Below are 13,013 nucleotides of genomic sequence, written 5' to 3'. Positions count from 1 at the left end.
AGAATCAATGACTCACAGCAATCGCCTGGTTATTCATGATACGCGGAGTGAGAAATACCAGCAGCTCGGATTTTTTCTCCGAAACCACATCACGCCGGAAAAGGCGGCCAAGATACGGCACATCACCGAGAAATGGCACCTTATCTACAACCTTGCTCTGAGTATTTGAGAAAACCCCACCAATCACGATGGTCTCGCCATCATTGACCAGGACCTTGGCATTGACCTCGTTTTTCTTGATCGGGGGTACATCCTGGACCTTGTTCAGGTAGTCCGGCTCATCCTTGGTCACCTTGACCTCCATGATGATCCGGTTGTCCGGGGTGATCTGCGGCGTGACCTCAAGGGACAGCGACGCTTCCTTGAACGACACCGACGTGGCACCGCTGGAACTGGCTTCCTGATAGGGAATCTCGGTGCCCTTGAGGATTTTCGCGGTTTCCTTGTCGGACGTGACTACCTTGGGTTGTGAGACGATTTCGCCGTTACCGGTCTTCTCCATTGCGGTCAGCTCCAGGTCCAGCAACACGTTATCGGTGATGAAGGCGATGCCGATCCCCGAGGTGTTGCCCGCAGCGCCCAGGTCGACAAACGGCGAGTTGGTGCTGGTGCTGCCCGGAGTACCGATAGTGGTCGACGAGCCATTGCTGACGCCGGATGTGTTCCAGTTGCCCTTGTTCTGCACCGAACCGCCCCAGCGCACGCCGAGGCTTTTGTCGTAGTCGACGTTGGCTTCGACGATTCGCGCCTCGATCATCACCTGACGCACCGGGATATCCAGTTGCGCGACGATGCGACGAAGTTCGTCGAGTCGGTCCTGGGTCTGGTAGGCAATGATGTTGTTGGTCCGTTCATCAACCGTGATCGAACCCCGCTCGTCGATTTTCGCTTCGGCACTGGTCACCGACGTGAACAGCTTGGCGATGTCGGCGGCCTTGGCGTAGTTGACCTGAAGCAGTTCGCGACGCAAAGGCGCGAGCTCGGAAATCTGCTTCTGCGATTCCAGTTCCTGACGTTCACGCGCGGCGATTTCATCGGCAGGCGCCACCAGCAGGACGTTACCGATCTTGCGCTTGTCCAGGCCTTTGGTTTTCAGCACCAGGTCCAGCGCCTGGTCCCACGGCACGTTCTGCAAACGCAAGGTGATGCCGCCCTGCACCGTGTCGCTGGCCACCAGATTGAGGTTGGTGAAATCGGCGATCAGTTGCAGCACCGAACGCACATCGATGTCCTGGAAATTCAGCGAGAGTTTTTCACCGGTGTAGGCAAAACGTTCGGCGTTGCGCTTTTGCAGGTCGTCGACGGTCATTGGCCGAATGCTGACCGTCAGCTTGTTGTCGGTCTGGTAGGTCGAATAATCGAAGGCTCCACTGGGCTCGATACTGATCGTGGCCCGATCCCCCGTGGCGCTGGCATTGACGAACTGCACCGGGGTGGCGAAATCCTTGACGTCCAGGCGCACGCGCAACGGTTCTGGCAATTGGGTTTTGGCGAATCCCAGGATGATCTTTCCGTCGCGCTCCTGGATGTCCGGGGCGATGGACGGATCCGACAGATCAATCACTACATTGCCTTCACCCTGCGTACCGCGCTGGAAATCCACACCGCGAATGGCTTTGCCCACGGGCGCATAGGCTTTCGTCGGGCGGGCATTGCAGTCGCGGCGCGAGGCGCGCGGGTAGTCGGCCGAGGCGTTTTGTTATTGGCGCCTTGCCCGACCACCACAATCAGGTTGTTGCCGTCGACACGGGCGCTGTACGGGGTCAACTGGGTCAGATTGATGATTAGCCGCGTCCGGTCCTTGGCTTCCACCACCGTCGCGCTACGGGCATTGCCACCACCCAGCTCACGACTCTTGCTCGAAAGCTGATTGACGACCCCGGGCAGATCCAGCGCGATTCGTGCCGGCGACTCGGTCGTATAACCGTGAGGTTGTGGGGGCGGGCCATCGAAAGACAACTTCAACTCGACACGATCACCCGGCAGCGCAGCAACATCCAGCGCTTTGAGGTTGGCCGCTTGTACCATCGGCGACAGCAACGCTATCCATAGCGAGATACCGAGGGTTGAGAAAATCCTGTTCATTATTCGAGTTCCACTATGAGTGCTCTTTCAAAGGGATGGTTCGTGGCCGTTCCAGCCAGGCGCCTTCGCCGTCGGGAACGATTTCGACCACATCGACTTGCGAGCCGCTGATGGCGACGATCCGTCCATCGTTACGCCCCAGGTAATCGCCGACTTTCAGCCGATGCACCCCGCCTGCCCCGCGCAACAGCGCAAAGGAGCCGGTTGCATTGGAGATCGTGCCGACCATTTCAAACTGCTCGATGTTGAAACCTTCGAGGTATTGCCTGGCCCGGTTGGGGTCGGGTTTGACGTTGCGCGAGCCGCGCTTCTGCCCCGCCAGATCGACCCTGACCTGCCGAGAAAACGGGCTGCGCAGGTTGGCAGCGTTATAGGTGAACGTTGGGTAAGACCGGAATGTCGGCGTTGGTTCAATCTTGCCCGGCGGCCGCAGACGGACTTCATTCATGAAGGCGTCGAGGTCGCCAACGTCATTGCCGTTGCCGCAACCGGCCAGGCCGGCGAGCAACACAACCATCGACACGCAACGAATCGGGTTCATTTCTGCAACCCCTTGTCGTTGTAGCGATAGGTCTTGGCAAGGATGCTCATGCGTAGTTTCGGACCGCCCTCGGGGTCGGCCGGCGCAAGGTCGAAATCATGCAGCGTAACGATCCGCGGCAACCCGGCCACGCCACTGACGAACGTCGCCAGGTCGTGATAGGCACCCGTCACGGTGATCTGGATCGGCAGTTCGATGTAGAACTGCTGGGCAACCTCCGGCAACAGCTTGATCTCTTCGAACTCCAGCCCGCTACCGAGGCCGGTGCGGGTGATGTCCTCCAGCAGCCCGGGCACCTCGGTATCGCTGGGCAATTGCCGCAGCAACACGCCAAAAGAGTTCTCCATCTCTTTCATCTGCTGGGTATACAGCTCCAGGTTTGCCGCCATGTGCGCCTTGTTCGCGAATTGCTCCTTGAGGGTCGACTCCTCTTCACGCTTGAGTCCGAGGTGATCTTCCTGATCGCTGATGTAAAAGGTGTAGCCGAGGGTCAACACCAGAACCATGAGCAAGACGCCCGCCAGGGCCTTGATCGCTGGCGGCCAGGACCCCATGTTGTTGGTGTCCAGATCGTTGATGTCGATCTTGCGCAGGCTTTCGAACCATTCCGAGGGGCTCATTTGCCAGCCTCCACAACGGCGGGCTGAGTCTGACGGACGGTCAACTGAAAGACGTTGGCCTGATCCAGCTGACCGGCGGTGGTGGCTTTGACTTCCGTGAGACTCGGCGCATCGAACCAGTCGGACGCATCCAGATTGCGCATCAGGTCCGAAACACGATTGTTCGATTCCGCCGCACCGGTAATGGACAGGGTTTTTCCGGCCATTTTCACTTCGGTGAAATACACCCCGTCAGGCAGGGTACGCGCCAACTGGTCGAAAATCCGCCCACTGATCGGACGGTTACCTTGCAGGTCCTGGATGATGCGCATGCGCTCGACGAGCTGCTGGCGACGGGACTTCAGGTCGCTGATCTGCTTGATGCGCTCGTCGACCACGGCAATCTGTTTGCCGATGTATTCGTTACGGGCCACTTGTCGGTCAATGGCGCTGCTGATGACCTGGTCCGCGATAAAAATCGCGCCCACCGAGCACACCAATACGCCGACCAGTGCCAGCAAAAAGCGCTTGCGACGCTCTTCACGCAGCTCTTCGCGCCAGGGTAAAAGATTGATCCGTGCCATCAGTCGAAACTCCTGAGGGCGAGCCCGCAAGCGATCATCAGTGCTGGCGCATCGCTCGCCAGGGCCCCGGCGTTGACCTTACTGCTCAATGCCATGTCGGAGAACGGATTGGCCACCTGGGTTGGCGTGCCCAACCGCTGCTCGATCAGGCGATCAAGCCCCGGGACCGACGCGGTACCGCCAGCCAGCAGGATGTGATCGACCGCGTTGTACTGACCGGATGCGAAGAAGAACTGCAACGACCGGAAAACCTGCTGCACCAGCGCATCGCGAAACGGTTGCAAGACTTCGCTGACGTAGTCATCCGGCAACCCGCCCTGCTTCTTCGCCAACCCCGCCTGCTCGACGGTCAGGCCATAACGACGCTGGATTTCCTCCGTGAGCTGACGACCGCCGAACAATTGTTCCCGGGTGTAGATGATCCGCCCGTTGTACAGCACGCTCAGGGTGGTCATGGTCGCACCGATGTCGACCACCGCCACGGTCAGCCCCTCCTGAGAGACCGCCAGTTGCCCCGCCAGCAAGGAGAACGACCGCTCCAGCGCATAGGCCTCGACATCCACCACTCGCGCGGTCAGGCCGGCCAGCGCCAGGGCAGCTTCACGCACCTCCACGTTTTCCTTGCGACAGGCCGCCAGCAGCACATTGACCCGTTCGGGGTTACGCACCGACAAGCCCTGGACTTCGAAGTCGATGGCGACTTCATCCAATGGATAGGGGATGTACTGATCGGCCTCGATCTTCAGCTGGTTTTCCATCTCGTCGTCGGAAAGACCTGCGTCCATCTCGATGGTTTTGGTGATGACTGCCGAACCGGCGACGGCCACGGCGACATTCCTGAGGTTGGTTTTGGCCTTGAGCAGCACGCGCGCGAGTGCCTGGCCCACGCCTTCGAGCTCGGCGATATTTTTTTCGACCACTGCGTTGGTAGGCAAGGGCTCGACCGCATAGGCCTCGACCCGATAACGCTCACCCTGGCGACTTAGCTCAAGCAACTTCACCGACGTGGAGCTGATGTCGATGCCCAGAAGCGTATTGGCTTTTTTATTGAAGAGTCCTAGCACTACCAATTCCCTATGACTATCCGTGTCTTACGGACTCTGTAATACCCATTGCGTTCAAACCACCCGTCTTGACAGCAGCGCAAATGACGCCCTCGACGGAAAAATGCTTATAATGCCCAGCGATTTTTTCCGGTTTTTACTGCAAGCGCGGGTCGTTCCCTGTTATCTGAACCCTGTTGCCCAATTCATTCTTTGCCCTGGATATCCCAAAGCCTTGATTCGTCTGCTGAAATTTTTCGGTTGGTCCATCGTCGCCGTTTTCTGCGGACTGCTCCTTGGTCTGAGCGGCGCGTTTCTTTACCTTAGTCCGGGATTGCCATCTGTGGAGGCTCTGCGAAGCATCCAGTTGCAGATTCCATTGCGGGTATACAGCAGCGACAACAAGTTGATCGCAGAATTTGGCGAGATGCGCCGCACACCAATCCGTTTCGCCGACATCCCCCCCAATTTCATCAATGCGTTACTAAGTGCTGAAGACGACAATTTCGCCAACCACTACGGCGTCGATCCCAGCAGCTTGATGCGCGCTGCAACCCAGTTGGTAAAAAGCGGACACATCCAGTCCGGCGGCAGCACCATCACCATGCAGGTGGCGAAGAACTTCTTCCTGACCAGCGAACGCAGCTTCTCGCGCAAAACCACCGAAATCCTCCTGGCCCTGCAGATCGAACGGCAGCTGACCAAGGACGAAATCCTGGAGCTGTACGTCAACAAGATCTACCTGGGTAACCGCGCCTATGGCATCGAAGCCGCCGCGCAGGTTTACTACGGCAAATCGATTCGTGATGTCAGCCTGGCGCAGATGGCGATGATCGCCGGCCTGCCAAAAGCCCCTTCGCGCTTCAACCCGCTGGCCAATCCGGCCCGCAGCAAGGAACGTCGCGACTGGATCCTGGGGCGCATGTACAAGCTCGGCAAAATCACCGAAGCCGACTACACCACTGCGATCAACGAACCGCTGAACGCCAGCTACCACGTGCCGACGCCGGAAGTGAACGCGCCGTACATTGCTGAAATGGCCCGTGCCGAAATGGTCGGCCGCTATGGCAGCGATGCGTACACCGAAGGTTTTCGCGTGACCACGACGGTGCCGAGCAATCTCCAGGAAATGGCCAACACCGCGCTGCACGAAGGCTTGATGACCTACGATCAGCGTCACGGCTATCGCGGTCCCGAGTCGCGCCTGCCGGGCAAGACTCGCGAGGCCTGGGCCACCGAACTGACCAAACAGCGGACCATCAGCAGCCTTGAGCCCGCCATCGTCACTCAGGTCGACAAGACTGGCCTGCAAGTATTGACCCGCACCGGCGAAGAACACGTCGGCTGGGACAGCATGAAATGGGCGCGTCCGTTCCTGAACACCAACAGCATGGGCGCCAATCCGAAGCAGCCCTCGGACGTGGCTCAGGTCGGCGACCTGATTCGCGTGCAGCGCCAACCGGACAATTCGCTGAAGTTCAGCCAGATCCCGCAAGCGCAAGGCGCGCTGGTATCCCTTGATCCGCAGAACGGCGCCATTCGCTCACTGGTCGGTGGTTTCGCCTTTGAGCAGAGCAACTACAACCGCGCCATGCAGGCCAAGCGTCAGCCGGGTTCGAGCTTCAAGCCCTTCGTGTACAGCGCCGCGCTGGATAACGGCTACACCGCCGCCAGCCTGGTGAACGATGCGCCGATCGTGTTCGTCGATGAATACCTGGACAAGGTCTGGCGCCCGAAGAACGACACCAACACCTTCCTCGGCCCGATCCGCCTGCGTGAAGGGCTGTACAAGTCGCGCAACCTGGTGTCGATCCGTCTGGTGCAGGCGCTGGGCATCGATCGCACCATCGACTACATCAGCAAGTTCGGCTTCAACAAGCAGGACCTGCCGCGCAACCTGTCCCTGGCCCTGGGCACCGCGACCCTGACGCCAATGGAAATCGCCACCGGCTGGAGCACCTTCGCCAACGGTGGCTACAAAATCAGCCCGTACATCATCGACAAGATCGAAAGCCGCAATGGCGACACGCTGTTCGTCGCCAACCCGCCGAGCGTTCCTCAGGGCGCCGCAGTGACCAACGGCATCGCCGCACCGACCGACGCCCAGGCATTCACGGTCAATGCGACTCCAGGGGAAGCTCCAGCCGCACCCGGCACTGAGCCGCAAACGCCGGCCGTGGCCGAACGCATCGTCGACGGTCGCACCACTTACATCCTCAACAGCATGCTTGAGGACGTGATCAAACTCGGCACCGGCCGCCGCGCACTGGCCTTGGGTCGCAGTGACATTGCGGGCAAGACCGGTACCACCAACGAATCCAAGGACGCCTGGTTCTCCGGCTACAACGCCGATTACGTAACCACCGTCTGGACCGGGTTCGATCAGCCTGAAAGCCTGGGCAAGCGCGAGTTCGGTGGCACCGTCGCGCTGCCGATCTGGATGAACTACATGGCTGCCGCGCTCAAGGACAAGCCGCCTCACACTCAACCAGAGCCGGAAGGCATTCTCAGTTTGCGGGTTGACCCCGTCAGCGGCCGCGCGGCCAGCCCAGGCACGCCAGGCGCGTACTTCGAGCTGTTCAAGGCCGAGGACACGCCTCCGTCGGTGAATGAGCTGGGTAACGGCAATGCGCCGGGCAGCCCGCTGCCAGCGGACGAAGCAGCGCCAATCGATCTGTTCTGATCGCGTAGCGCAACGCAAAAGCCCCGCCTTCTCAAGAAGAGCGGGGCTTTTTATGGCCTGCAGGTTTTGCTTTGTCCTTGAGGGCCTCTCCGCGGGCAAACCTCGCTCCTACGGACATGGAAAGTTCCCAGCGCTTGCCCCTGTAGGAGCGAGGCTTGCCCGCGAAGAGATCCTTACAGACACCACAAAAACCACAGACAAAAAAAAAGCCCCGACTCAAATGAGCCGGGGCTTTCGGTTGAAGCGCTACAACGGTTTAGCCGTTGAACACGTCATCCACGCTTTTCAGCGGGTAGTTCTTCGGATACGGCAGGGTCGCTACGCCGGTCTCAATGGCGGCCTTGGCCACGGCATCGGAGATCACGGTGATCAGGCGGGCATCCATTGGCTTCGGAATGATGTACTCACGACCGAATTCCAGCTTGATGCCGCCATAGGCGTCGCACACTTCCTGAGGAACCGGCAGCTTGGCCAGTTCGCGCAGGGCGTTGGCCGCTGCCACTTTCATTTCTTCGTTGATGCGCTTGGCGCGAACGTCCAGGGCACCGCGGAAGATGAACGGGAAGCCCAATACGTTGTTGACCTGGTTCGGGTAGTCCGAACGGCCGGTCGCCATGATCACGTCGTCACGGGTGGCGTGCGCCAGTTCCGGGGCGATTTCCGGATCCGGGTTCGAGCAGGCGAACACGATCGGGTTGGCCGCCATGGACTTCAGGCCTTCAGCACTCAGCAGGTTCGGGCCGGACAGGCCAACGAACACGTCAGCACCGGTCAGGGCGTCAGCCAGGGTGCGCTTGTCGGTCGCGTGGGCGAAGACAGCCTTGTACTGGTTCAGGTCGTCACGGCCGGAGTGGATCACACCGGTACGGTCAACCATGAAGATGTTTTCGATGTTGGCGCCCATGCTCACCAGCAATTTCATGCAGGAGATGGCGGCCGCACCGGCGCCCAGGCAGACGATCTTGGCGTCAGCGAGGGTTTTGCCAGCGATTTCCAGGGCGTTGATCATGCCGGCCGCGGTAACGATTGCGGTGCCGTGCTGGTCATCGTGGAACACTGGAATGTCGCACTGCTCGATCAGAGCGCGCTCGATCTCAAAGCACTCAGGTGCCTTGATGTCTTCCAGGTTGATGCCGCCGAAGGTGATGGAGATACGCTTGACGGTGTCGATGAAGGCTTGCGGGCTTTCGGAGTCGACTTCGATGTCGAAAACGTCGATGCCGGCGAAGCGCTTGAACAACACGCCCTTACCTTCCATGACTGGCTTGGAAGCCAATGGGCCGAGGTTACCCAGGCCGAGAATCGCGGTGCCATCGGAAATGACTGCAACCAGGTTGCCTTTGCCGGTGTATTTGTAGGCCAGTTCAGGATCGCGGGCGATTTCGCGTACTGGTTCGGCTACGCCGGGGCTGTAGGCCAGCGACAGGTCGCGGGCGGTAGCGGTGGCCTTGGTGAGCTCGACACTCAGCTTCCCTGGACGAGGATGGGCATGATATTCGAGAGCGGCAGTTTTCAAATCAGACATGTGGGCATTCCGCTTTTACTGTTGGACAGACGGACCGCCGAGGATACGCGTGTCGCAAAGTCCCCACAAGACTGACCGGTCACCCCTGTCAAGCGCCCAGCCCTACGACTTTGGGCCAAGAGCCGCGGAACACAAGGGATATACTGTTCACAATCGCCATAAAAAATGTCTACAATTTTTTATCGGGGCGCCGCTTGCAGCATCGCCGGATCGGTCAGCGGCAGAAGCCAGCGTGCCTGCCCGGGTTTCAAGCCGCCCCGACGCGATCGATCCACGACCCAGCCACGCGCCTCAATCTGCTTGCCCTTCAGCCGCTCAAGCGATGCAACATCGAACTGCCCGAGCAAATTGGGTGCAACGCGCAATACAACCGCGTCCTGCAACTCAATCCAAACTCCGCCGCGATTGCGCTGAACCTTGCTCACACGACCACTGAGCACGGCGAAACCGGAGGCGTTGATCTGCTCCGCTTTCAGTACAGGTGAGTGCCGCCACAGGCCAAGGCCGGCCTGACGGGCGCTGAGTTCGGCGGCTTGCTGACAGCTGACCAAATCGACATTCGGCGCGACCGCCACTTGAAAACCAAGGCCCTCGGCGAGCATCTGCGCTTCGAGGTTGGCGCCATTGGCGCCATAGACATGGGCCAGCGTGCGACCGTAATGATCTTTGCTCTCTTTACCGGGACGCAAACCCACGCGCCCGTCGCTGGCCGCCACCAGCACTTCCAGGCGTTTGTGCGCGACCACGGCGAACGGCTCGTCGGAACGGCCCTGCTTGCCCAGCTCAGGCGTATTCAAGCCGATCATGCGCACACTGCGGCCATCGCTCAGGCGCAAGGTGTCGCCATCCACCACACGCTGCACCGCGACGGGTGTAAGCCCGCTCGGCACCGGGCAGAAGGCCTGGGCGCCGGACAGCCAAATCGCGGACACAAAAAAGGCGCCCGCGAGGGACGCCTTTTTCGTTAGCAAGGTAAAGCCCATGGGGCTTTTCAAGCTTACTCTGCAGCAGCAGGAGCTTTCTTGCCGAAAGCGCCGAAACGGTCTGCGAAGCGCTGTACACGACCGCCAGTATCCAGAGTCTTCTGCTTACCGGTGTAGAACGGGTGGCATTCGTTGCAAACGTCGATCGGCAGAGCTTTGCCGAAGGTCGAACGGGTTTCGAACTTGTTGCCACAGCTGCAAGTAACAGCAATGACTGGATAATCTGGATGGATATCGGCTTTCATGGTGTCTTCCTCGAGCTAGCGTGCCGCCACTCAACACTATTGTTGAATACCGCACGTAATTAGGCCGCGGATTCTACCAGACAATGCCAATCGCGCAAGCTGTCGCTTCTACCGACCGTCTGCTAGGCTCCCCGCCTGATATGTGCCCCTTGTGGGAGCGGGCTTGCTCGCGAATACGGCCTGCCAGCCAGCGATGAGGTGTCTGACCCAACGCATACGCGAGCAAGCCCACTCCCACAATTAGTATGCGTCCGACTTCTTTTACTGCCCGTTTATCGAGATCCCCGCGTGCCCGACGCCATTTTGCGCCTCGCCCTGCCTTCGCCGCTGCGCCGCCTGTTCGATTACCGTGCCCCGGCCGGGATCCTGCGCGCCCAGTTGCAACCGGGCATGCGCCTGCGGGTGCCGTTTGGCCGGCGGGAGATGATCGGGATTCTTGTGGAGGTCACCGACACCAGCGAAGTCCCGGTGGAAAAGCTCAAACCGGCGCTGGCCCTGCTCGACGCCACCCCGCCGCTACCGCCAGCACTGTTCAAGCTGTGTCTGTGGACCTCGCAGTATTACCAGCACAGCCTCGGTGACACCTTGAGCTGGGCGCTTCCGGTGTTGCTGCGCCAAGGCGAATTGGCCGAGGCGCGCCAGGAACGCTTCTGGTCCGCCGCGCCCGGTGCCAGCCTGGATGATCCGCGTATCGCCCGTGCCCCGCGCCAGCGCGAAGCCCTGGCCACGTTGGCCCAGCATCCTCACGGCGTGGCCCATCAGTTGTTGAGCAAACTGATGCTGAGCAAGGACAGCCTGGATCTGTTGCTGGCCAAGGATCTGGTGCAGGTGGAAATCCGCAAGCACGCTCCCGGCGCCCGCCACGAACATTGGCTGGCGCAACCGGAATTGCCGCTCAACCCAGAGCAGCGTGCCGCGTATGAAGCGATTCGCGCCGGGTTCGACAGTTATCATGCGTTCCTGTTGGCCGGCGTTACCGGCAGCGGCAAGACCGAAGTCTATTTGCAGCTGATCCGCGAAACCCTCGAAGCCGGCAAGCAGGCGCTGGTCCTTATCCCGGAGATCAACCTCGGCCCGCAAACCCTGGCGCGCTTCGAGCAGCGTTTCAATGCGCGCATCGCCCTGATTCACTCGGCAGTCAATGATCGGGAGCGCCTCGAGGCCTGGCTCGCGGCCCGGGACGGTGACGCCGACATCATTATCGGCACCCGCTCGGCGCTGTTCACGCCGATGAAAAATCCCGGCCTGATCATCATCGACGAAGAGCACGACGGCTCCTATAAACAGCAGGAAGGCCTGCGCTATCACGCCCGCGATCTGGCTTTGGTGCGCGCGCGGCAGGAAAACATCCCGATTGTCCTCGGCTCCGCCACGCCTTCACTGGAAAGCCTGCACAACGCCTACACCGGTCGGTATGGGCTCCTACGCCTGAACGAGCGTGCTGGCGGCGCCAAACAACCGCGATTCCTGCGTCTCGATGTAAAAAGCCGTCCGCTGGATAGCGGTATTTCCGGGCCGATGCAGCAAGCCATCGGCCAGACGCTGGCGGCTGGCCAGCAAGTCCTGGTGTTTCTCAATCGTCGCGGCTTTGCGCCGACGCTGCTGTGCCATGACTGCGGCTGGATGTCCGAGTGCCAGCGCTGCGATGCGCGGATGACCGTGCACCAGCGCTCCGGCGAATTGCGCTGCCACCATTGCGGCTACGTGGAACGCGTGCCGCGGCATTGCCCGAAGTGCGGCAAGGTCGATTTACGGCCGGTGGGTGCCGGCACCGAACGCGCAGAAGAGCGCCTGGCGATTCTGTTCCCGGACGTCCCGGTACTGCGGGTCGACCGCGACAGTACGTCGCGCAAGGACGCGATGAATCAGTTATTCGCCACCATCCAGAAAGGCCAGCCGTGCATTCTGGTGGGCACGCAAATGCTCGCCAAAGGGCACCACTTTCCACGGGTAACGCTGGTGTCGATTCTCGATGCCGACGGTGGATTGTTCTCTGGCGACTTCCGCGCCAGCGAGCGCATGGCACAGTTGATCGTTCAGGTGGCAGGCCGGGCCGGGCGGGCAGAAGAGCCGGGCAAGGTGATTATCCAGACGCACCTGGCCGATCATCCGCTGCTGGTGCAATTGACCGAACAAGGCTATTTCGCCTTTGCCGAACAGGCCTTGAGCGAACGCCGCTCGGCAGGATTGCCGCCGTTTGCGCATTTGGCGTTGCTGCGGGCCGAAGCGCACAAACCGGGACAGGCCGAAGGTTTTCTCGATGAAGCGTGTAGCGAGGCCGAGCGCTTGCTGGCTGAGCAGAATCTGACCGGTATTGAGCTGCTCGGCCCGGTGCCGGCTCCGATGGAGCGCCGGGCCGGGCGTTATCGTGCGCAGTTGTTGTTGCAAGCCACGGCCCGGGCGCCGTTGCATCGGCTGCTGAGTAGCTGGTTGCTGGCGCTGGAGCAGATGCCGAGCGGGCGGGCGGTGCGTTGGTCGCTGGATGTGGATCCCGTCGATTTGTATTGATTGGTCGATCGCCTTCGCGGGCAAGGCTCGCTCTACAGGGGGAGAGTCGTTTGCCAATACTGTGAACGACACAAAAACTGTAGGAGCGAGGCTGGCCCGCGAAGAGGCCCGATTTGTCACCACATATCCATAACCTGCCCGCTATAGTTGGCAAGCCCGTCTTCGCAACGGATAATGCCCAGTTTTTCCACTAGCGCATCGAAGCGCCGCCGCGCTT

The 13,013-nt window shown here is 60.3% G+C and carries 9 protein-coding genes and 1 pseudogene; 2 read left to right on the top strand and 8 right to left on the bottom strand.

Going from position 1 to position 13,013, the window contains the following annotated elements; genetic code table 11:
• Positions 1–4: 4 nt before the first annotated feature.
• From pilQ to HP062_RS22860, 5 genes and pseudogenes are all read right to left on the bottom strand, one after another.
• A pseudogene (pilQ, locus tag HP062_RS22880) lies at positions 5–2,085 on the bottom strand (type IV pilus secretin PilQ).
• Between the two features lie 13 nt (positions 2,086–2,098).
• A complete protein-coding gene (locus HP062_RS22875; protein WP_010464425.1) occupies positions 2,099–2,626 on the bottom strand; it encodes a pilus assembly protein PilP in 528 nt (175 codons plus the stop codon).
• Positions 2,623–3,246 carry a type 4a pilus biogenesis protein PilO gene (pilO, locus tag HP062_RS22870; RefSeq protein ID WP_010464427.1) on the bottom strand — a complete coding sequence of 208 codons (624 nt, stop codon included), beginning with the start codon at positions 3,244–3,246 and terminating at the stop codon, positions 2,623–2,625. Before pilO ends, HP062_RS22875 begins: the two co-directional genes overlap by 4 nt.
• Positions 3,243–3,809 (bottom strand): PilN domain-containing protein, encoded by a 567-nt coding sequence (locus tag HP062_RS22865; protein ID WP_010464430.1) that lies wholly within the window; start codon positions 3,807–3,809, stop codon positions 3,243–3,245. The genes pilO and HP062_RS22865 overlap by 4 nt, the downstream gene beginning before the upstream one ends.
• The gene (locus HP062_RS22860; protein ID WP_172792063.1) at positions 3,809–4,873 is read right to left on the bottom strand and encodes a pilus assembly protein PilM; all 1,065 of its coding nucleotides are present in this window, start codon (positions 4,871–4,873) and stop codon (positions 3,809–3,811) included. The genes HP062_RS22865 and HP062_RS22860 overlap by 1 nt, the downstream gene beginning before the upstream one ends.
• Before the next feature lie 217 nt (positions 4,874–5,090).
• Between HP062_RS22860 and HP062_RS22855 the strand changes: the two genes are divergently transcribed.
• The gene (locus HP062_RS22855) at positions 5,091–7,535 is read left to right on the top strand and encodes a penicillin-binding protein 1A (RefSeq protein WP_372242827.1); all 2,445 of its coding nucleotides are present in this window, start codon (positions 5,091–5,093) and stop codon (positions 7,533–7,535) included.
• 256 nt (positions 7,536–7,791) lie between these two features.
• On the opposite strand, the gene HP062_RS22850 is transcribed toward HP062_RS22855, so the two are convergent.
• The 3 genes from HP062_RS22850 to rpmE all read right to left on the bottom strand — a co-directional run bounded on the left by HP062_RS22850 (position 7,792) and on the right by rpmE (position 10,288).
• Entirely contained in the window at positions 7,792–9,060 is a 1,269-nt protein-coding gene (locus HP062_RS22850; protein ID WP_010464435.1) for a malic enzyme-like NAD(P)-binding protein, read from the bottom strand.
• 179 nt (positions 9,061–9,239) lie between these two features.
• Positions 9,240–10,043 carry a thermonuclease family protein gene (locus HP062_RS22845; protein ID WP_172792061.1) on the bottom strand — a complete coding sequence of 268 codons (804 nt, stop codon included), beginning with the start codon at positions 10,041–10,043 and terminating at the stop codon, positions 9,240–9,242.
• A 14-nt stretch (positions 10,044–10,057) separates the two neighbouring features.
• Entirely contained in the window at positions 10,058–10,288 is a 231-nt protein-coding gene (rpmE, locus tag HP062_RS22840) for a 50S ribosomal protein L31 (protein ID WP_077747612.1), read from the bottom strand.
• Between the two features lie 288 nt (positions 10,289–10,576).
• Between rpmE and HP062_RS22835 the strand changes: the two genes are divergently transcribed.
• On the top strand, positions 10,577–12,796 hold the full coding sequence (locus tag HP062_RS22835; protein WP_010464441.1) for a primosomal protein N': 2,220 nt from the start codon (positions 10,577–10,579) through the stop codon (positions 12,794–12,796).
• Positions 12,797–13,013 lie beyond the last annotated feature (217 nt).

It is taken from the genome of Pseudomonas sp. B14-6 (assembly GCF_013260315.1).
Classification (GTDB): domain Bacteria; phylum Pseudomonadota; class Gammaproteobacteria; order Pseudomonadales; family Pseudomonadaceae; genus Aquipseudomonas; species Aquipseudomonas mandelii.
Note: the sequence above shows the minus strand (reverse complement) of the source record. Positions and strands in the feature narration are given on the sequence as shown.

Coding starts and splice junctions, on each gene's coding strand:
- HP062_RS22865 (WP_010464430.1), bottom strand. CDS start 3,809: ATGGCACGGATCAATCTTTTACCCTGGCGCGAAGAGCTGCGTGAAGAG.
- pilO (WP_010464427.1), bottom strand. CDS start 3,246: ATGAGCCCCTCGGAATGGTTCGAAAGCCTGCGCAAGATCGACATCAAC.
- HP062_RS22845 (WP_172792061.1), bottom strand. CDS start 10,043: ATGGGCTTTACCTTGCTAACGAAAAAGGCGTCCCTCGCGGGCGCCTTT.
- HP062_RS22850 (WP_010464435.1), bottom strand. CDS start 9,060: ATGTCTGATTTGAAAACTGCCGCTCTCGAATATCATGCCCATCCTCGT.
- rpmE (WP_077747612.1), bottom strand. CDS start 10,288: ATGAAAGCCGATATCCATCCAGATTATCCAGTCATTGCTGTTACTTGC.
- HP062_RS22875 (WP_010464425.1), bottom strand. CDS start 2,626: ATGAACCCGATTCGTTGCGTGTCGATGGTTGTGTTGCTCGCCGGCCTG.